The sequence below is a fragment of the Leeuwenhoekiella sp. NPDC079379 genome (assembly GCF_044542075.1).
GTDB lineage: Bacteria > Bacteroidota > Bacteroidia > Flavobacteriales > Flavobacteriaceae > Leeuwenhoekiella.
This window is the reverse complement of the sequence record NZ_JBITTU010000008.1, coordinates 103,818-121,786: the sequence shown is the minus strand read 5'-3', so window position 1 is coordinate 121,786 and position 17,969 is coordinate 103,818. Positions and strand designations below refer to the sequence as shown.

General features: G+C 36.1%; 18 protein-coding genes and 1 tRNA gene. 15 read left to right on the top strand and 4 right to left on the bottom strand.

The window, feature by feature from the left end; genetic code table 11:
* Positions 1-38: 38 nt before the first annotated feature.
* Positions 39-112, top strand: a tRNA-Asn gene (locus ACIGAM_RS14800).
* Positions 113-301: 189 nt separating this feature from the next.
* Here ACIGAM_RS14800 and ACIGAM_RS14795 read toward each other — a convergent pair.
* Positions 302-1,282, bottom strand: coding sequence for an HNH endonuclease (locus tag ACIGAM_RS14795; protein ID WP_396512248.1), 981 nt, complete (start codon positions 1,280-1,282; stop codon positions 302-304).
* Between the two features lie 256 nt (positions 1,283-1,538).
* Between ACIGAM_RS14795 and ACIGAM_RS14790 the strand changes: the two genes are divergently transcribed.
* The 3 genes from ACIGAM_RS14790 to ACIGAM_RS14780 are packed head-to-tail and all read left to right on the top strand — an operon-like array spanning position 1,539 to position 2,847.
* Positions 1,539-1,928 carry a hypothetical protein gene (locus ACIGAM_RS14790; protein WP_396512247.1) on the top strand — a complete coding sequence of 130 codons (390 nt, stop codon included), beginning with the start codon at positions 1,539-1,541 and terminating at the stop codon, positions 1,926-1,928.
* Positions 1,925-2,119 (top strand): helix-turn-helix transcriptional regulator, encoded by a 195-nt coding sequence (locus tag ACIGAM_RS14785; RefSeq protein ID WP_396512246.1) that lies wholly within the window; start codon positions 1,925-1,927, stop codon positions 2,117-2,119. Before ACIGAM_RS14790 ends, ACIGAM_RS14785 begins: the two co-directional genes overlap by 4 nt.
* 14 nt (positions 2,120-2,133) lie before the next feature.
* Entirely contained in the window at positions 2,134-2,847 is a 714-nt protein-coding gene (locus tag ACIGAM_RS14780) for a TVP38/TMEM64 family protein (RefSeq protein ID WP_396512245.1), read from the top strand.
* Here the strand turns inward: ACIGAM_RS14780 and ACIGAM_RS14775 are convergent.
* Entirely contained in the window at positions 2,827-3,189 is a 363-nt protein-coding gene (locus tag ACIGAM_RS14775) for a hypothetical protein (protein WP_396512244.1), read from the bottom strand. The two genes, ACIGAM_RS14780 and ACIGAM_RS14775, sit on opposite strands and share 21 nt — an antisense overlap.
* 172 nt (positions 3,190-3,361) lie before the next feature.
* Between ACIGAM_RS14775 and ACIGAM_RS14770 the strand changes: the two genes are divergently transcribed.
* The 5 genes from ACIGAM_RS14770 (at position 3,362) to ACIGAM_RS14750 (ending at position 9,863) form a co-directional block, all read left to right on the top strand.
* Positions 3,362-4,114, top strand: coding sequence for a lysophospholipid acyltransferase family protein (locus ACIGAM_RS14770; RefSeq protein WP_396512243.1), 753 nt, complete (start codon positions 3,362-3,364; stop codon positions 4,112-4,114).
* Positions 4,068-4,808: an HD domain-containing protein gene (locus ACIGAM_RS14765; protein ID WP_396512242.1), complete on the top strand. Its 741-nt coding sequence runs from the start codon at positions 4,068-4,070 to the stop codon at positions 4,806-4,808. The genes ACIGAM_RS14770 and ACIGAM_RS14765 overlap by 47 nt, the downstream gene beginning before the upstream one ends.
* Before the next feature lie 447 nt (positions 4,809-5,255).
* The gene (locus ACIGAM_RS14760; RefSeq protein WP_396512241.1) at positions 5,256-6,242 is read left to right on the top strand and encodes a ribonucleotide-diphosphate reductase subunit beta; all 987 of its coding nucleotides are present in this window, start codon (positions 5,256-5,258) and stop codon (positions 6,240-6,242) included.
* A 146-nt stretch (positions 6,243-6,388) separates the two neighbouring features.
* Entirely contained in the window at positions 6,389-8,917 is a 2,529-nt protein-coding gene (locus ACIGAM_RS14755) for a ribonucleoside-diphosphate reductase subunit alpha (protein WP_396512240.1), read from the top strand.
* A gap of 118 nt (positions 8,918-9,035) precedes the next feature.
* Positions 9,036-9,863: a lysostaphin resistance A-like protein gene (locus ACIGAM_RS14750; RefSeq protein ID WP_396512239.1), complete on the top strand. Its 828-nt coding sequence runs from the start codon at positions 9,036-9,038 to the stop codon at positions 9,861-9,863.
* Positions 9,864-9,940: 77 nt separating this feature from the next.
* Here ACIGAM_RS14750 and ACIGAM_RS14745 read toward each other — a convergent pair whose 3' ends face one another.
* Positions 9,941-12,187: an inorganic phosphate transporter gene (locus ACIGAM_RS14745; protein ID WP_396512238.1), complete on the bottom strand. Its 2,247-nt coding sequence runs from the start codon at positions 12,185-12,187 to the stop codon at positions 9,941-9,943.
* A 276-nt stretch (positions 12,188-12,463) separates the two neighbouring features.
* On the opposite strand from ACIGAM_RS14745, the gene ACIGAM_RS14740 reads away from it, so the two are divergent.
* Positions 12,464-12,826, top strand: a complete 363-nt coding sequence (locus ACIGAM_RS14740; protein ID WP_396512237.1) for a toxin-antitoxin system YwqK family antitoxin — start codon at positions 12,464-12,466, stop codon at positions 12,824-12,826.
* Positions 12,827-12,923: 97 nt separating this feature from the next.
* On the opposite strand, the gene ACIGAM_RS14735 is transcribed toward ACIGAM_RS14740, so the two are convergent.
* Positions 12,924-13,217 (bottom strand): TIGR03643 family protein, encoded by a 294-nt coding sequence (locus ACIGAM_RS14735; protein ID WP_396512236.1) that lies wholly within the window; start codon positions 13,215-13,217, stop codon positions 12,924-12,926.
* A 223-nt stretch (positions 13,218-13,440) separates the two neighbouring features.
* Here ACIGAM_RS14735 and ACIGAM_RS14730 point away from each other — a divergent pair, with 223 nt between their 5' ends.
* From ACIGAM_RS14730 to ACIGAM_RS14710, 5 genes are all read left to right on the top strand, one after another.
* A complete protein-coding gene (locus ACIGAM_RS14730; protein ID WP_396512235.1) occupies positions 13,441-14,052 on the top strand; it encodes a hypothetical protein in 612 nt (203 codons plus the stop codon).
* 187 nt (positions 14,053-14,239) lie between these two features.
* Entirely contained in the window at positions 14,240-14,683 is a 444-nt protein-coding gene (locus ACIGAM_RS14725) for a hypothetical protein (RefSeq protein WP_396512234.1), read from the top strand.
* Between the two features lie 73 nt (positions 14,684-14,756).
* On the top strand, positions 14,757-15,359 hold the full coding sequence (locus ACIGAM_RS14720) for a hypothetical protein (RefSeq protein WP_396512233.1): 603 nt from the start codon (positions 14,757-14,759) through the stop codon (positions 15,357-15,359).
* A 10-nt stretch (positions 15,360-15,369) separates the two neighbouring features.
* The gene (locus ACIGAM_RS14715) at positions 15,370-15,870 is read left to right on the top strand and encodes a nuclear transport factor 2 family protein (RefSeq protein WP_396512232.1); all 501 of its coding nucleotides are present in this window, start codon (positions 15,370-15,372) and stop codon (positions 15,868-15,870) included.
* A gap of 32 nt (positions 15,871-15,902) precedes the next feature.
* On the top strand, positions 15,903-17,966 hold the full coding sequence (locus ACIGAM_RS14710) for a M13 family metallopeptidase (RefSeq protein WP_396512231.1): 2,064 nt from the start codon (positions 15,903-15,905) through the stop codon (positions 17,964-17,966).
* The last annotated feature ends 3 nt before the right edge of the window (positions 17,967-17,969 follow it).

Here is a 17,969-nt window from a genome sequence, read left to right as displayed (position 1 = left end):
CGATGTTGATAGATGATCTTAAAAATTTAAAGATAAATTCCTCCTTAGCTCAGTTGGTTAGAGCATTTGACTGTTAATCAAAGGGTCCTTGGTTCGAGCCCAAGAGGGGGAGCAAAATTAAGCCTTAACTATTTATAGTTGAGGCTTTTTTGTTTTTAGGCGGTTTGGTTTATCCAACCGTTTATCTCAAAATAGATTAGACAGCAGAAGAAAAAGGTAGCTCTTCTTATGAGTTGGCTAATATTGCAATGAGGTTAAGTTTAATGGAAGCTAAATAAGCTTTAAGTGAAATTTAAATTTTCTAACCTAGAAAAACCTCTTGATTATGCCAAGCTAAAGCTTCAACAGAAGGTAGATGCTTTTCATATTTAGGCAATTTAATTGGAAATCCACTAAGATCTAGAAGCTCTCTCGTAGATTCAGATTCATTTATAGAAGAAGAGATTTGCACTTTATACTTTAAGTCTATCGTTATGAGACCTCTATCAAATGCTCTATGCAAAGTAGGGCTTAAGGATATGCCATTGCTTATAGTATCATCCTGACTTTGACTAAAAGGAATTATGTGGCAGGCGTCAACCATCTGAAAATTATGATTGGAAATGACTTTTAATCCTGAAATACAACATGTATAGTCATATATCTTAGGTACTGTTTTTTTGAATACACCTCCTCTAACAAATAATTCCTCTTCAAAATTAGTTTCTTCAAGTTTAGCTTTAATACTATTCAATTTTAATACGTATTCAGCTCTTGAATCATTTAATATTTCTTGCTCTATTATGTTTTCTAAATATCCTAGTTTATTAGCTTGAAGAGCAAGTGTATGTCCCGGAAAGTATGACTCTAATAGAAATTTCTTCATTATAATTCTATAGGACTGTATTTGAAGTAATTCAAATAATTCCTTGTCAATTTCAGCAAAGGCAACTAGTTCAATAAGTTTGTAAATGCTTTTTGCACTTTTCATTTTATCAAACGTTCTTTCAAAACCCATTCGAGGAATTAATCTATAAAAAGGTTCACTTTTCATGTGGAAAAAAGGAAGGGCAAAATTATCGTGATGCCCTGTTTCAACTAAAGCAGCAAAATATTCTTTAAATCTTAATACCAGTTCTGGAGTAATGTCAAATCTATTACTAGTTAATAGACATCTTTCAGCAATATCTATGATAGAAATCAGAAGAATAGGCTTGTGAGGAGCTTTGCCAAAGCCAGGATTAAAACCTCTATTCAACTTCTTGAAATGGTTTAAATATTTTACTAATAATTCTTCCATCATTGTTTAAGTCCATTATTGAAATTTAAACTTTTCATCCTGAATTAAAGAAAATGATGTAGAAAAAATCTGATAATAAAAGGCCTCTTTGTTCTAATCCATTTTGTTTTTTAACACTTAGTTAGCCTCAACCTCTCCTATCAATAACTTCCTCAAAAATTTGATTTTCATAAACTTCTCAATGTAAAGCTTGCTTTACATTTGAAAATAGGTTTATATTTGTAAAGTGTACTTTACATTAATCAAAAACCAATCAATTATGAAATCAAAACAGAAATTTTCAAAAAAGTATCTTCTAATGTGGGCATTAGCCTGGGTGTGTACCACGGCCCTGGTAACCTTTGGCTCTGTGTATTTATGGGAATCATCACTGCTTACGGGCATTGCCATTATACTAAGTCTGGCTGTGGGAGTAGGTATGGTGCTTGCTAATAGAAAATTTGTAAACGCGGCTGATGAGTTGCAACGTAAAATTCAATTAGAATCTATGGGGCTTACCCTTGGGCTCACCGTTGTGGTAGGTCTTGCCTATTCTCAATTAGATACTACCGGCTTACTCAATTCTGATGCTGAGATTAGCACCCTGGTGTTGTTTATGGGGGTGACGTATATAGTTTGTACTGCCATTAATAGCCGAAAGTACTCATGAAAAACAACATCAAAAATTTAAGAGCCACATTTAATCTCACTCAGGAAGATTTAGCAAACCGCATAGAAGTCTCGCGGCAGACGATTAATGCCATAGAAAAAGGTAAATTTGACCCAAGTTTACCTACCGCTTTTAGGCTGGCAGCTGTGTTTAAATGTACCATAGAAGAGCTGTTTGTCTATGAGCCTTAGTCTAAAGTGTTATCATGCAGAAATTTATCTCAAATAATCTACCTAAACTGGTTTCGGTCTTGCTGTTTGTAAGTCTGGTACTGGCCTACTTTTTTATCCCAGATGTGCAAACCTTTTTTAATAAGGCCTGGGAGATTTTAACCAGTGGCGATGAGCAGCGTATTGAGAAGTGGGTTTCATCCTTTGGGTGGATAGGACCTGTTGTGTTGATTGTAGCAATGATAGCCCAGATGTTTTTAATTATAATCCCTTCTGTAGTACTTATGGCTGTTTGCATTCTTGCTTATGGGCCTGTCTGGGGAAGTCTACTGGTTTTTGTAGCTATAGGCTGCGCTTCTAGCGTAGGATATCTTTTAGGGAAGCGATTAGGGTCTCGGTTAATTAATAAATTAATAGGATCTTCTACCGAAGATAAGCTCGAAGACTTTATTGAGGATTATGGCTTTTGGGCAATTGCAATTACACGCTTAAATCCGTTTTTATCTAACGATGCTATTAGTTTTGTAGGCGGAATATTAAAAATGAATTATCTGCGATTTATAAGCGCAACACTTCTTGGGGTAGCGCCATTAACACTCTTTATTGCAATAATGGGAGAGCGCTCTGAAGGTATGAAAACCGGACTTTTATGGGGTTCTATAGTAAGTCTTTTGATATTTGGCTTGTATGTGTATTGGAGTAAATGCCGTAAGAAAAAACTCAATAATTCACCACAGTCTAAGAAATAATAAGGTGGCTAAAAGCAAACTGTTGTAAAATACAAATTCCGAAAAATCAAAGCCGGCAAAAAAGCCCCTGAATCTTCCGGTGTAATCTGTAGCGCTTACTGAAGTATTTACATAAAATGCTTCAAAAGGCCAGAAACCATCAGACTTATGCTCTAAATACCCAACTTGTTGCAACTGGGACTTTAAGCCGATCTCTGAATCTGTAAACAAAAAAATCTCAACCGTTTTATGTTCTGCAGTAGCCTTTATTTTTGGTGAGATACCAAAATAATTAACGCTTAAGGCGACACAGTTCATAAGCACCAGAAAAACAGTAATTCGTATTTTAAGAGATCTTTTCATTTCTATTTCTTGATAGCGAAGATACATGAGCACATTTTGACGTGTAAGGGGATTTCTCCCCAGAAATAAGTTCACTTTCAATTGAGGCTAATCGTGTTTATTTTAAACAATCATTATCTTTAAATTTGTAGGTTTAGCGCGAAGTCCTTTCTTTGCCTTCAATGTTAGCACGATGAGAAAACTAGTAGCATACCCCTTAAGTATTATCTTCTATCTCGCTTTTGGCCTGGTAATCGTAATTTTTCATCCCATACAATGGTTATGCTATAATCTTTTAGGATATCAGGCGCATAAAAAGAGTGTAGACTACCTCAATTTTATGATTATGCGTACGCTTAATCTACTAGGCACCCGTTTCAGTTTTGATAATAAGCATGTCATAAAACGCGATCAGCCTATAATTATAGTAGCAAATCATCAGGGACAGTGGGATATACCGCCTATAATCTGGTATTTGAGACGTCTTCATCCTAAGTTTGTTAGCAAAGTAGAACTGGGGCACGGCATACCTAGTATCTCATACAACCTGCGTAAAGGAGGTTCAGCATTAATAGATCGTAAAGATAAAAGGCAATCTATACTTGCAATACGGGATCTCACTAAAACATTGAATGCGACAAACAGATCTGTTGTGATTTTTCCGGAAGGTACACGTAGTAAAACTGGTGTCCCAAAGGAGTTCGCTAAAGGAGGTTTAGTAACATTATTTAAATCTATGCCCACAGCTTTAATAGTGCCTGTTACCATTAATAATTCGTGGAAGTTGATGCGTTGGGGAGGTTTTCCGCAAGATATAGGAGTTCACGTAAGGCATCACGTTCATACGCCAATTCTTGTAGCAAACCACGATCCTGAAGAATTAGTGAAAATTGTACAGGATGTGGTCCTGGCAGACTTTAAAGAAATACGACAGCACAGATCTTAACTTAAAACACCTTTTATTGAAAGCACTCTTACATTTACATAAATCAGACATCGAACTTATAGAGAAAACCAGTGTCTTTGTAAAAACAACACTTTTAAATGCAGAAGGTGGGCACGACTGGTTTCATACCTTACGTGTTTATAAAAATGCGCTGCATATCGCACAGGGCGAAAAGTCTAATATTATGGTTGTTGCCTTAGGAGCTCTGCTTCATGACATTGCAGATTCAAAATTTCACGAAGGTGATGAGCGCGTAGGACCACAGGTTGCACGGGAGTTTCTTGAAGCTGAGCAAGCTGCAGAAAGTCTTATCGAAGCTGTGATTCTTATTATTGAAAATATCTCGTTTAAGGGCGGAAACCGGAAAACAAAACACAGCAGTATAGAACTTAAGATTGTGCAGGATGCAGACCGTCTTGATGCACTGGGAGCTATTGGGATAGCGCGAACGTTTAATTATGGTGGCTTTAAGAACCGAAAATTATATGATCCTGCTATACCGCCAAAACTAGATATGACTCCAGAAGAATATAAGAAGTCAGATGCGCCTACCATTAACCATTTCTACGAGAAGCTTTTACTTCTTAAAGACCGTTTGCATACAGAAACGGCAAAAAAAATAGCGGCTAAGCGGCACGAGTTTATGGAAGATTTTCTGACCCAGTTCTATGCAGAATGGGAGGGAAGTTTATAATTTTTTAAAAACACTTAAAATGGGAATACTCGAGATTTTGGCTGTTAAAAATTTCTTGTTAGCTCAAGTGAACCATTTAATCTGTGATGACAGTTCTAAGTGTTAAAGTTTAGTTCCCTTCTTGATAATAATATTGAATTTCTAATAACTTTTTAGTTTAAAAAAGGTGGGTTTAAAACACTTTTAAACGCCTGTGATTGCACCTGCTAAGGAGGTTTTGAGAGGTTAATAAACAGTATATTTCTAAGTATTATATAATTGATTAAAATACTTATATTCAATTAATTACATTAAAGGAAAGCATGTTGTAGGTAAATTCTTGTTTATGCTCAATGTTGAAAACTTTGTTGAAAACGTCAAGTCCTTTTTCGGCTTTAACCCTTCTTTTTTTTTGATCTTTGTTAGTCCCTAATTATCGGTACTTAATCACTAAAAAAATAGACGGACATGAGTAATGCAGTAGAGCCAATTTTACAGGAAAACAAAAATCGATTTGTGATTTTTCCAATACAACACCCTGATATCTGGGAGTGGTACAAAAAATCTGAAGCGAGTTTTTGGACTGCAGAAGAGATAGATCTTCATCAAGATTTATCTGACTGGACCTCGAAGCTAAATGCAGACGAGCGTTACTTTATAAAACACATACTTGCTTTCTTTGCCGCTTCAGACGGTATCGTAAATGAAAACCTTGCAGAAAACTTCGTAAATGAAGTACAATATTCTGAAGCTAAATTTTTCTACGGCTTTCAGATTATGATGGAGAATATACATTCTGAAACGTACTCGTTGCTTATTGACACCTATGTTAAAGATGAAAAAGAAAAAGATCAGCTATTTAATGCTATCGAAACCTTTCCTGCAATTAAGAAAAAAGCAGACTGGGCTTTAAAATGGATTGACAGTCCTTCTTTTGCAGAGCGTTTAATCGCTTTTGCAGCCGTTGAAGGTATTTTCTTTTCAGGTGCATTTTGCTCGATCTTCTGGTTAAAGAAGAGAGGTCTTATGCCAGGTCTTACCTTTTCAAATGAGTTAATTTCTAGAGATGAGGGTGTTCATTGTGATTTTGCGGTGCATTTACACAACAATCACCTGGTAAATAAAGTTCCTAAAGAACGCATTCGCGAAATTATAGTTGATGCTTTAAATATTGAACGTGAGTTTATTACGGAATCACTTCCTGCTAGTTTGATAGGGATGAATTCTAAATTAATGACACAATATCTTGAGTTTGTTACAGATAGATTGCTTGTAGAGTTAGAGTGCGAGAAGGAGTACAATACCACAAATCCATTTGATTTTATGGATATGATTTCTCTTCAGGGTAAAACTAACTTCTTTGAGAAGCGTGTAGGTGAGTACCAGAAGGCCGGTGTTGCAAGCGGAAGCGGCGGTACCGAAGGTCAGAAAATTAGCTTTGATGCTGATTTTTAGATTATAATTTTCATTTTGGCTTAGGCCAAATACACAATACCATATTTATTTTAATTCAGGTTAAAATGTATTTCATTTTGACCCATAAACCACTTTTTTCAAAATTTTGCCAAAATAATTTTGAAAATCTTTAAAACTGAAGCCTTATGTATGTAGTAAAAAGGGATGGCCGCAAAGAGCCGGTAATGTTTGACAAGATCACTGCACGTATTAAAAAACTGTGTTATGGTCTAAACCCGCTGGTTGATCCGGTTAAAATATCGCTTCGTGTTATAGAAGGTTTATATGATGGTGTAACTACTAGTGAGCTTGATAATTTAGCTGCAGAAGTTGCAGCTACAATGACGACATCTCACCCAGATTATGCTAAGTTAGCTGCTCGTGTTTCTGTATCTAACCTGCATAAAAACACAAAGAAAACCTTTAGCGAGGTGGTGACAGATTTGTATGAGTATGTTAACCCACGTACCGGTAAAAAAGCGCCGCTTATTGCAGATGATGTATATGCAGTAATTAGCAAGCACAAAGAAGAACTTGATTCTTCAATAATTTACAGCAGAGACTTTGGTTACGATTATTTTGGCTTTAAAACATTAGAACGTTCTTATTTACTAAAGATAAATGGTAAGATAGCAGAGCGCCCGCAGCATATGCTTATGCGCGTTGCAGTAGGTATTCACTTAGACGACCTTGCTTCAGTAAAGGAGACATATGAGTTAATGTCTAAGAAATTCTTTACGCACGCTACACCTACTTTATTTAATTCGGGTACACCTAAACCTCAAATGTCCTCTTGTTTCTTGCTTACGATGCAGGATGATAGTATAGATGGTATTTACGATACCTTAAAGCAAACGGCAAAAATTTCGCAGAGTGCAGGAGGTATAGGTTTATCTATTCACAATGTTAGAGCTACAGGATCGTATATAGGTGGTACAAATGGTACTTCAAACGGTATTGTGCCAATGTTGCGTGTTTATAACGACACCGCGAGATATGTAGACCAGGGAGGCGGAAAGCGTAAAGGTTCGTTTGCAATGTATATTGAGCCATGGCACGCAGATATTTTTGACTTCTTAGATTTAAAGAAGAACCACGGTAAAGAAGAGATGCGGGCACGTGACTTATTCTATGCAATGTGGATTCCAGATTTATTTATGGAGCGTGTTCAAAATAATGATACCTGGACGCTAATGTGTCCTAATGAGTGTCCTAACTTATTCAACGTTCACAGTGAAGAGTTTGAGCAATTATATTTAAAGTATGAATCCGAAGGTAAAGGACGCAAAACTATAAAAGCGCGTGAACTTTGGGAAAAAATATTAGAATCTCAGATTGAAACAGGAACCCCTTATATGTTGTATAAGGATGCTGCTAACCGTAAATCAAACCAGCAAAATTTAGGTACCATACGTTCTTCTAACTTATGTACTGAAATTATGGAATATACAAGCCCTGATGAAGTTGCGGTTTGTAACCTTGCGTCTATAGGTTTGCCTATGTTTATTAAAGACGGGCAGTTTGACCATAAAGAATTATACAGAATTACAAAACGAGTAACGCGTAACCTAAATAAAGTAATAGATCGTAATTACTACCCGGTTAAAGAGGCAGAAAACAGTAACATGCGTCACCGCCCTATTGGTTTAGGTGTTCAGGGTCTTGCAGATACATTTATAAAATTACGTTTACCATTTACCTCTGATGAAGCGAAGAAGCTGAATCAGGAAATTTTTGAAACCCTTTATTTTGCTGCAGTAACCGCTTCAAAAGAAATGGCACAAGAAGAAGGAGCGTACTCTACTTTTGAAGGTTCGCCTATATCTAAAGGAGATTTTCAGCACAATTTATGGGGTATTAAGGATGAAGAATTAAGTGGTCGCTGGGACTGGGGTAAACTACGTACAGAAGTTATGGAGCACGGTGTGCGTAACTCGTTATTGGTTGCACCTATGCCTACTGCTTCTACCTCACAGATTCTAGGTAATAATGAAGCATTTGAGCCTTATACTTCTAATATCTACACCCGCCGTGTGCTTTCTGGAGAGTTTATTGTTGTAAACAAACATCTTCTTGAAGATTTAGTTGAATTAGGATTGTGGGATGAAGAATTAAAGCAAGCCATTATGCGTGCTAACGGTTCTATACAGCACATAGATGGTATTCCAGAAGATTTAAAAGAGCTTTATAAAACAGTGTGGGAATTAAGTATGAAAGACATTATTGATATGTCTCGTCATCGTGGGTACTTTATTGACCAGTCTCAATCACTTAACCTGTTTATGGAGAACGCAAACTTCTCTAAGCTTACATCAATGCATTTCTATGCCTGGAAAAGCGGCCTTAAAACCGGAATGTACTACCTGAGAACAAAGTCTGCCGTAGATGCTATTAAGTTTACACTTAATAAAGAAGCTAAGCAAGAGCCGGTGCAAGAAATACACGTAGCTCAGCGTGCTGCAGAAACGCTTAAAGCAACAGCAGGACCTATTCACAGACCAGATTCTGTTGAAGAGCGCGCTACGCCTTATGAAGTAAAAGAAGCGGCAGCTGTAGAGGTAGCAGTAGAAAAAGAAATTAATACAGAGCCTATGAGTGCTGCTGAAATGAAGGCAATTATCGCGCAGGCAAAAGCAGCCGAAGGTGATGACGATTGCCTAATGTGTGGTTCTTAATACGATTTAAGTAGTTAATTGAAAATTGCCCTTTCTATTCATTTAGAGAGGGCTTTTTTATGCGAAATGGATAGTGCTTGACAATTAGTGTAAAACTCAAAACGAACTAAAATTTAGTATGGAAAAGGAAAAAATGGGATGGGGTCGTGTGCTGCTCTTTATACTGCCTTATATATTTATTGCCGGTGGGATTCAGATACTGGGTGCTTATGTGTGTGGTATTGAATATCCATCAAATGAGCATACGTATATAGAGCAATTTCTACTGAAATTTTTCGAGTTTTTAGGAACCTTACTGGCTTTATGGATTTTCATGAAATACGTAGATAAGAGGCCTTTTGTAGCATTAGGCTTCTCTCTTAAAAACCGAAGGAGAGAACTTTTAGCAGGTTTTTTATTAGGTGCACTTATTATGGCTTTTGCATTTGGTTTTCTTACTGTTTTAGATGAAATCATTTTTAAGAGTATAGATTTTAATAGGAGGGATGCTCTTGTTTCTATACTTCTATTTGCCGTAGTTGCGGTCGCAGAAGAGGTCGTGTTGAGAGGTTATGTATTGCGCAATTTTATGTTGAGTTTTAATAAATATATAGCTCTTATTGTTTCTTCTGTGCTATTTGCAGTAATGCATGGGTTAAATCCCAATTTTGATGATATGGCATTTATAAACCTGTTTCTTGCGGGTGTACTTTTAGGCATTTCGTATGTATATACGAGAAATCTATGGTTTCCTATAGGCTTACATTTTAGCTGGAATCTCTTTCAGTCCTATTTTGGGTTTAATGTAAGTGGTCAGGATTTCTACTCCATCGTTAAATTTGATATTCAGGATGCTAATCTTTTAAATGGCGGTGCATTTGGTTTTGAAGGATCTATTGTAGCTGTGTGTATTCAAGTTATAGCGATAGCTTTCATTTATAAATACTATAAGAGAAAAGTCGCTTAACATTATACTTAGATTTGATACCAAATAAAAAAGCCGAAAACGTAATTGCGTTTTCGGCTTTTCTTTGAGTAAGCAGCTTATTTCATAAGCTTTTTGTGCTCTATGTAGTAATGCTCTAAAATATTCATAGTAGCTACAATAAGATCTTGTGTTTCTTGAAGTAAGCTAAAATAAAGCATTGTATTCTTAGGACTTGAATCGCTGTTTCTGGTGCGTTCTACCTGCTTTTCAATCTTGCTTGAAACGCTATCTAAAAGATCTTGCTTTTCTTCTAAAATAGGTACAATGGCATCAAAGTTTTTAGCCTTAAAGGTATCTTCAATTTTACTGAAAAGTGTATCTAATTTTTCTTCGATCTCTTTTAAGTCCTTAAGCTGTGTAAATTTTAAGCCTTTATGATTATTATTAAGGTGATTGTAGCTAGAGGTAACTACGAAGTCTATAGATTGTGTTACATCTTGCAAATAGCCTAATACATCTATGTAAAAACGACTGGCCTGTACGTGAGATTCATCGAGGTTTTTAATAAAGTAATAAAGGCTGTTACGCAGTTCTTCAACTTCAGCATTAAGTTTTGTAATACCTTTTTTACTTTTCCGAAGCTTACCAAGATCTACTTTAGCAAGACCCTCAATCGCTCCTACATATACCTTACTTCCTCTTTTAAAAGCAGAAGCTACGTTTGTAGTACTTTCATTAATAATTCCCTGTATAGAGCTGCTAACAGCACGCATTAAACGACCTTCTTCAGCTTCAGCTTCAGAGCGTTTTTTGTGATTCATATAGTTACGCACTAATATAGCGATGGCAATAGCAAAAAGTAAAAAGAGAGCAACACTTCCGCCCTCATATAGAATAAAAGCCATAATTGCTGCCGCGGTAAATGCGCTAATTGCAGTCATAAACCAGCCTCCTATAACATTAAGAACACCGGCAACGCGATACACCGCGCTATCACTACCCCATGCGCGATCTGCTAACGAGCTACCCATAGCCACCATAAAGGTTACATAAGTTGTAGATAGCGGTAATTTTAGTGATGTAGCTACAGATATTAACACGCTGGCGATCATTAAGTTTACAGCAGCTCTTACAAGGTCAAAAGCGGGCATATCTATTGCTGCAACACGTATAGATGATTTAGGCTTAGAAAAGCGAACTTCTACGTAATCTTTTACATTTTGAGGTAGAATTGCATTAAATCCTACATTTAATTTCATCGCTCCGCGTACTAATGCACGAGAAACCATATTTGATTTAAAACGCTCCTGGCCTTCATCTTGACGGGATAAGTCTACTGAAGTTTTTACAACTCTACGAGCTTTCTTAGAAAACCAGAGTGTAAGAATCATAATTAGACCGGCAAATAATAAGAGTAAAGGTTGTGTAGGCACTTTTTCTGCAAGAGACTCCATCGTAAAAGAGCTTGCAGGTTCGCCACTTGCCATCCATATTTCGTATGAATTATAAGCAGCCATAGGTACCCCTATAAAGTTTACAAGGTCATTACCTGCAAATGCCATTGCCAGAGCAAAAGTACCTACTATAATTACCAGTACGTAAACATTAAGCTTAACGAGCTTGATAAGAATGTAACTTAATATGAAGTAAACGATAAAACTTAATCCTATAAAAGGCCATACATTAGCATTTGCCCAATCTAGAAAAGCTCCCTGAACAAAATCTGCACTCTTTAAACCTTTAATAATAATGAAGTAACTAATAGAAGCTATTGCTATTCCGCTAAATACAGCAGCGTTCCATACGGGTCGTTTTTTAAAATCGAACGTAAGCAGGAGTCGTGTAAAAAACTGGACGAGAGCACCCACTGTAAAGGCAATGACGACAGAGAGGAGAATACCGGTAATAATTTCTATTGCCTTATCTGAGTTTATATATTCTCCCAGATGCATAAGTGTGTCTGAGCTTCCGGCTAGCTTTATAAAGGTCATACAGAAAGCGGCTCCCAGCAATTCAAACACGATAGAAACCGTAGTTGAAGTAGGTAATCCCAGAGTATTAAAAAAGTCGAGAAGAAGAATATCGGTAAGCATCACGGCCATAAAAATGATCATGATTTCGTCAAAGTAAAACTTTTCGGGTACAAAAATTCCTTTGCGGGCAACTTCCATCATTCCGCTTGAAGATAGCGCACCAAAAGCGATACCCACACTGGCAACAATGATTATAGTTTTAAAGGAGACTGCTTTAGATCCTATAGCAGAATTTAAAAAGTTGACAGCGTCATTACTCACTCCCACAACAAGATCTGCAATAGCTAAAATAGCTAGAGCAATAAGCATAATCAGGTAAATATTATCCATATTAAGATGAATCAGTTCAGCCTGCAAATTTGATACTTATTTTTAGGCTGTATGTTACGATAAAGTTATAAGTAGTGCATGTTGAGGTCTATAATTTAGTTAAAAAACACAATTAAACTCCCGTGTTACCTAAGTTTATGATAAAAAAACCAGTTTAAAATATTGATATACAGCTAATTAAACTTTCAATGTTAATTTAATGTTACCTAAACATTGCTATATGTTTAAATTATTCATAGATTTGTAAAGTAAAGTTTAACCCAAATACTGTTTATTATGAAAAAGTTACTAGTTGTTATTGCCTTAATGGGTGTTGTAAGTTTTGCATCTGCACAAGAGAAGCAAAAGAATGTTTACGAGAAAGACGGTAATTTGATTAAAGCAACTTTGTTTCATAACAACGGAGAAGTTAGTCAGAAGGGTTATTACACAGAAGATGGTAAGTTAACTGGTGAGTGGGTGAGCTATGATGAAAATGGCTCTAAAACAGCTGTTGCAAATTATGACAACGGAGAGAAAACGGGTAAATGGTTTTTCTGGAATGAAAACACATTACGTGAAGTTGATTACAGTGGGTCAAAAATTACAGCAGTAAATACATGGAAACTTTCAGGTGATCGTGTAGTAAGTAACGAATAAAACTAAATTCTTTAGTTAGAACAAATCGTTCTTTAAAAAAATTAAAAAGCCGTTAATCGCGAGATTAACGGCTTTTCTTTTACACAGTAGCGACATATTATCGCTTACTTATTTTGTTATGGGTAATTTGTTTCTGTCTGGTACTTTTAAAGGTGCCTTTCTCAAAACTACGTTTAGCAGCATGTTTTGTAGCTCTGCCCTGTACCCGCTCGCGCCACATTTTAAAACTAGATGGTTTCATCTGGCGACGCATCAATTCGATTACCTCCTGCTCTTTTAAACCAAATTGAAATTCGATTGCGTCAAAAGTTGTACGATCTTCCCAGGCCATCTCAATGATTCGGTCTATCTCACGGTCGCTAAACTTCTCTGAATAAGTAGTAGTGCTCATTAATAATTCTTTATAACAATTAGTTTTTTAACAAAGATATTCAATACGTTTCATTAAAATTTTAAAATTGCGTTAACCTTAATTTATAAGCAGTTGAGTTTGATTGAAATTAAGAATCCTGTTAAATAATTACTTAAAGTTTAAGTATTTTTTATATAATCAAATTGTAATGTTCTGCGTTTCTCTTTTAATTTTACTTTTGAATAAATTTAAAAAAAACATTATGAAATATACGAGTTTAGCGGTCACCAGTTTAATCGTGTCCTTAGCATTTATAGGTTGTAAAAATGATGCAGAAAAAGAAGCACAGGTAAACGAGACTACAGAAGAAGTTCAAAACGTAAAAGATAGTGCTGTTACAGAAAAAGAGCGCTATGCAGATGCAGGAGTTGATGATCTGGGATCTATAGAAAAGCCTACTATGCCAGACAATTACTCAATTAATTGGGATCAGGTAGATGTAGATCCTAAATTAAAAGCAGACGTTGATGGGTGGAAAAATCTAAAAACTTTTTCTAACAGCGTAAAGGCACTAGATCTGAAAGAAGTTCCGCAAGCGGAAATTAAAGATTACATCACACAATTAGAAGAAGAAGCATCTAATCTTGAGACTACAATACCTAAATCATTACTTACTGAAGAAGTACAGGAAGATTTAAAAGATATCAAGGAAGAAGTAGCAGATTTAAAAGCTGTAATTGCTAAATCAGGTACAGACAAAAATAAAATTGATAATCAGGTAGAGGAGTTGATGGAAGCTTATGCAGATCTAAATGAGGAGCTTAAAGAAACGGTTTCTAAAAATGGTAAATCTATAGTTGATGACAATCAATAAATATATCGCTATATTCATAAAACAAAACGCCTGCTTGTAGCAGGCGTTTTGTTTTTAACAAGGCTTTAATAAAAAGGAAATATTATTAGTGCTTTACAGGTGATTATTAGGAATACTTTATAACTATAAAATTCTTAAAAATAGTGTGTTATATTAATTTTACACACTGAAATAAGTCACTATTTTAATGAAAGAAAAGTATCTCATAGTAATTCTAATTTTCGCCGCGATAGTATCGTGTAAAAACCCGGGTACAGAAAGGTCTCAGAATTTGGTTTTAAAAGCTAATGTTGAACAATTAGAGCCCAATGCTAAAGAGGCGGTTAAAAAATGGGATGGATATTTGGCTTTAGAAAGGACTATCATTTTAATTTCTAATACAAATGCATTGAACGCTGTAGATATGCGTAATAAGCTTGCTGAAAATTGTGATTCGATGACAAAAAATATTCCAGAAAATCTGGAGTTTCCTGAAATCAAAGATCAGGTGAGAAAGGTAAAAGAAGAGGTAAATGAGTTTTATGCTGAAGTTAATCGAGATGAGATTCGCGAGCGTGTAGTTGAAGATCATTTAAAAACTATCTATCAAGCTTTTGATACACTTAATAAAGAAATAAATCACATTATGTGATTGTACAAATATCAGAAATCAAGCTCCTTTTTAAGGGGCTTTTTTTATGGAAAGCTTTGCGTATTTTTGAGCTATGAGATTTACAATTTTAGCCTTTCTTCTACTAAGTGCAATTTTGAGTTCCTGCAACGACAAACAAGAAGTTGCAGTAGATCCCCGTTTAGCAACAGACACCTTATCAATTAAGATGCAGCCTCAGTTAAAGCAGGAGATTTTTTTAACCAGTACGGCTAAAGAAAAGATAGACTCGTGGAAAGAATTTATATTGCTTACAGATCACGTTAAAGCTTTAGATACCATAACACTGTATAATTTACGCAAACAAGGAAGTGAGTGGATTAAAGACGCTGCAAATGCTCAAAAAGAAGTAAACGATAGTATAGTTAACCCGGCAATTCAATCCCGACTTAACGTACTTTTTTCTAAAACAAATACGCTTGTTCAGGAGGCATCAAAAGTTAAGATAGATACAGCACTGGTAAATAAAGAAGCTACAGAGTTAATTAATGCTTTTCAAAATCTTAAACTTCAAATAAATCTTAAATATCAAGAGTCTATAGAAGAGCTTTTAGAAAAATATGAGATTAAGGCAGATTCTTTATCTGTCTCTCGTGATTCAATACGAAAAGCAGCAACAACGCTTTCTAAATTGACACCACCTCAACGTCAAAATTAAAATACAACTTATGTCATTAAGGCTTTTATTAATTTTCTCGCTTATAACAGGATCATTAGTTGCTCAGCAACGGGATGCCTCAGAAATGGCTATCAACTCGCAGTTAGAAAACTGGCACAAGGCCGCCGCAGAGGCAGACTTTGATGCATATTTTGGTCTTATGACTCAAGATGCTGTTTTTATAGGTACAGATGCAGAAGAAAATTGGCAGTTAGATCAATTTAAAACATTTGCTAAACCGTATTTTGACGCTGGTAAAGCCTGGAGTTTTACAACACTAGAACGCACTATATACCATCCTAAAAAATCAAAAATCGCTTGGTTTGATGAGTTGTTAGATACTCAAATGGGTGTCTGCAGAGGATCTGGAGTCATGCGTTTTGAAGATAAACAATGGAAAGTGCAGCACTACATACTTTCCATTGCGGTTCCTAATGAAAATGTTTCAGAAGTTACAGCACTTAAAAAAGAACACGACAGCCTGCTAATTAAAAAGCTGCGTGCTAATTAATTTATAATAAACCCTAATTCCAAAAATGATTTATGAATAAAATCGTTCGAATGATTATCCCGGTTTCGGTTGGGATATTAAGTTTAACTGCCTGTAAAGAGGAAGTTAAAAAGCAAGAGATAGCCGAGGTTAAAATACCTGCACTTGACCTTGCTAATATGGATACACTCGTAAAACCTCAAGATAATTTTTACGATTTTGTAAATGGTAACTGGATGCGTAACACTGAGATTCCTGAAGAAGAATCTACCTGGGGAGGTTTTAGTGTATTACGTAAAAAAACCCGTGAAGATGTACTTGCAATTATTGCAGATGCGCAAAAAGAAGGCAAGTATGGGCCAGAAACAGATCAGGCAAAAGCACTTGCTTTATACGAAGGTCAGTTAGATACGGTTGCTCGTAATGAAGCCGGTTTAAAGCCACTTCAGCCTGCATTAGAAAGTATTGCAGCAATAACTTCAGTTTTAGATATACAGAAAGTTAGTCAGGAACGCAATGGTACGGTTTCACCATTTGTAAACTTCAGCGTGTTTTCAGACTTTTCAAACAGTAAGATGAATTCGGGCTATATCGCTCCGGGAAGATTAGGTTTGCCAGACCGTGACTATTATGTAGAGCAGGATGCAAAATCTAAAGAAATACGTGAGCAGTACAAAGCATATATTAGCTGGGTATTGCAATATGCGGGAGATGATGAGGCTACTTCAAAAACCGAAGCAGACCGTATCTTAGCACTAGAAACTCAACTTGCTGAACCGCGTTTAGATAAGGTTGCACGTAGAGACGCGCGTAATATGAATAACCCACGTAGCGTCGCAGAACTTCAAAAGATGACTTCAGCAATAAACTGGAAAGCGTATTTTGAAAATCAGGGTCTGTCTAAAGAAGTTGATACGGTTATTGTATTGCAAACACAATACATGAAGTCACTTCAAAATGTGTTGACAAAAACACCATTAGACGATCTTAAATTATTAATGCGATGGGCAACACTTAACTCATGGTCAGATGCACTAACTACAGAGTTAGAATATGCAAACTGGGAGTTTTACAGCAAAACTTTAAACGGTACACCTAAGCAAAAACCGGCAGACGAGCGCGCTCTAGAGACCGTAGACAATACACTGGGTGAAGCTTTAGGTAAATTGTATGTTGATAAAGTATTTCCGCCAGAGGCGAAAGCTAAAGCAGAAGCGATGATAGACAATATCAAAGAAGCCTTTAGAGATCGTATCAACAATCTGGAGTGGATGACCGATTCTACAAAACTTCAGGCAATAGATAAACTAAATAAATTTACCGTAAAAATAGGATACCCTGACAAGTGGGAAGATTATTCTAAACTAGACATAGCTGCAGATAAGAGTTTCTTTGAGAATTTACTGGCAGCAGGATCCTGGGCTGAAGATAAAAACAATGCAGACTATAAAGAGCCTGTAGATAAAACAAGATGGGGTATGTCTCCACAAACGGTAAATGCATATTTTAATCCTTCATTTAACGAGATTGTATTTCCTGCAGCCATATTGCAACCTCCTTTTTATAATTATCAGGCAGATGAAGCTGTGAATTATGGTGGTATAGGAGCGGTTATAGGTCACGAGATTTCTCATGCTTTTGATGACAGTGGTTCGCGTTTTGACGGTGATGGTAACTTAAAAAACTGGTGGACCGATGAAGATTTAAGTGCATTTTCAGAACGTAGCGGTGCTCTTGCAGAGCAGTACAGCGCTATAGAAGTAGCAGATAGTTTATATATAAATGGAAAATTTACTTTAGGCGAAAATATAGGAGATTTAGGGGGTGTACTAGCGGCTTATACCGGTTTACAAAAATTCTATGAGAAGAATGAGAAGCCACAACCTATAGATGGTTATACAGCAGAACAGCGTTTCTTTATTAGCTGGGCAACTATCTGGCGTACAAAGATGCGTGATGATGCTTTAAGAACACGTATAAAAACAGATCCTCACTCTCCGGGAATGTACCGAGCCTACGTACCACTTCAAAATATTGATGCGTTCTATGAGGCATTTAATATTAAAGAAGGTGATGCAATGTTTTTACCTATTGAAAAACGAGTACGTATCTGGTAATTA

Bases quoted from the DNA above. Each gene is read 5' to 3' on its own strand.
- ACIGAM_RS14755 (WP_396512240.1), top strand. From the start codon at position 6,389: ATGTATGTAGTAAAAAGGGATGGCCGCAAAGAGCCGGTAATGTTTGAC.
- ACIGAM_RS14710 (WP_396512231.1), top strand. From the start codon at position 15,903: ATGAATAAAATCGTTCGAATGATTATCCCGGTTTCGGTTGGGATATTA.
- ACIGAM_RS14780 (WP_396512245.1), top strand. From the start codon at position 2,134: ATGCAGAAATTTATCTCAAATAATCTACCTAAACTGGTTTCGGTCTTG.
- ACIGAM_RS14730 (WP_396512235.1), top strand. From the start codon at position 13,441: ATGAAATATACGAGTTTAGCGGTCACCAGTTTAATCGTGTCCTTAGCA.
- ACIGAM_RS14745 (WP_396512238.1), bottom strand. From the start codon at position 12,187: ATGGATAATATTTACCTGATTATGCTTATTGCTCTAGCTATTTTAGCT.
- ACIGAM_RS14750 (WP_396512239.1), top strand. From the start codon at position 9,036: ATGGAAAAGGAAAAAATGGGATGGGGTCGTGTGCTGCTCTTTATACTG.
- ACIGAM_RS14735 (WP_396512236.1), bottom strand. From the start codon at position 13,217: ATGAGCACTACTACTTATTCAGAGAAGTTTAGCGACCGTGAGATAGAC.
- ACIGAM_RS14725 (WP_396512234.1), top strand. From the start codon at position 14,240: ATGAAAGAAAAGTATCTCATAGTAATTCTAATTTTCGCCGCGATAGTA.
- ACIGAM_RS14775 (WP_396512244.1), bottom strand. From the start codon at position 3,189: ATGAAAAGATCTCTTAAAATACGAATTACTGTTTTTCTGGTGCTTATG.
- ACIGAM_RS14760 (WP_396512241.1), top strand. From the start codon at position 5,256: ATGAGTAATGCAGTAGAGCCAATTTTACAGGAAAACAAAAATCGATTT.
- ACIGAM_RS14765 (WP_396512242.1), top strand. From the start codon at position 4,068: ATGTGGTCCTGGCAGACTTTAAAGAAATACGACAGCACAGATCTTAAC.
- ACIGAM_RS14795 (WP_396512248.1), bottom strand. From the start codon at position 1,282: ATGATGGAAGAATTATTAGTAAAATATTTAAACCATTTCAAGAAGTTG.
- ACIGAM_RS14740 (WP_396512237.1), top strand. From the start codon at position 12,464: ATGAAAAAGTTACTAGTTGTTATTGCCTTAATGGGTGTTGTAAGTTTT.
- ACIGAM_RS14770 (WP_396512243.1), top strand. From the start codon at position 3,362: ATGAGAAAACTAGTAGCATACCCCTTAAGTATTATCTTCTATCTCGCT.
- ACIGAM_RS14785 (WP_396512246.1), top strand. From the start codon at position 1,925: ATGAAAAACAACATCAAAAATTTAAGAGCCACATTTAATCTCACTCAG.
- ACIGAM_RS14715 (WP_396512232.1), top strand. From the start codon at position 15,370: ATGTCATTAAGGCTTTTATTAATTTTCTCGCTTATAACAGGATCATTA.
- ACIGAM_RS14790 (WP_396512247.1), top strand. From the start codon at position 1,539: ATGAAATCAAAACAGAAATTTTCAAAAAAGTATCTTCTAATGTGGGCA.
- ACIGAM_RS14720 (WP_396512233.1), top strand. From the start codon at position 14,757: ATGAGATTTACAATTTTAGCCTTTCTTCTACTAAGTGCAATTTTGAGT.